Origin of the sequence: Streptomyces sp. NPDC059454, assembly GCF_042749965.1 — a bacterium.
Classification (GTDB): Bacteria; Actinomycetota; Actinomycetes; order Streptomycetales; family Streptomycetaceae; genus Streptomyces.
In genome coordinates this window covers 1-835 of record NZ_JBHYVC010000074.1, presented here as the reverse complement: position 1 = coordinate 835, position 835 = coordinate 1, and the positions used below count along the sequence as shown (strand labels likewise).

Sequence of the window (835 nt, the reverse complement as noted above, 5' to 3'; positions counted from 1 at the left end):
AAACCGCCACGCTCGCCACCACGGCTGTCCTCGCGACGGAAACCACCGCGCTCGCCACCACCGCGCTCACCGCCACGGTCGTCGCGGCCACGGAAAGCACCGCGCTCGCCACCACGACTGTCGTCACGACGGTCATCCCGCCCACGGTCTCCACCACGGCTGTCGTCACGACGGTCATCCCGCCCACGGTAACCACCGCGAGTGTCGTCCCGACGGAAACCGCCACGCTCGCCACCACGGCTGTCCTCGCGACGGAAACCACCGCGCTCGCCACCACCGCGCTCACCGCCACGGTCGTCGCGGCCACGGAAGCCACCACGATCGTCACCTCGCCGGTCGTCGCGACGGCCGTAACCCCGGTCGTCATCTCGGCGCAAGCCACCACGCTCGCCGCCACGGTCGTCACGGCCACGGAAAGCACCGCGCTCGCCACCACGACTGTCGTCACGACGGTCATCCCGCCCACGGAAACCACCGCGCTCACCACCACGGTTGTCGTCCCGTCCGCGGAAGCCACCACGCTCCGGCCGGCCATCGGTACGGTCGTCCCGCCGGAAGCCACGGTCACGGTCATTGCCTCGGCCCGGGCCACCGCCGCGCTGGCCACCACGGTCGGAGCGCTCAGGACGGTCACCGCTGTCCCGTCGCCGCTGGTCGCGCTCCGGTCGGTCGTCGGGAGAGTTGGTGGACATCGGTGACTCCTGTCTTCGGTACTGCAAGCATAAATAAAAAAGGACCCCTGGTCCCAGCTGAACGCTGGGACCAGGGGTCCTTCCAAAGATTGTTCGGCGGCGTCCTACTCTCCCACAGGGTCCCCCCTGCAGTACCATCGGCG

1 pseudogene is annotated in these 835 nt (G+C 69.5%); it reads left to right on the top strand.

What is annotated here, in order from left to right:
* Positions 1 to 698 (top strand): annotated as a pseudogene (locus ACFXAE_RS31925) (hypothetical protein); the annotation flags it as partial.
* Positions 699 to 835 lie beyond the last annotated feature (137 nt).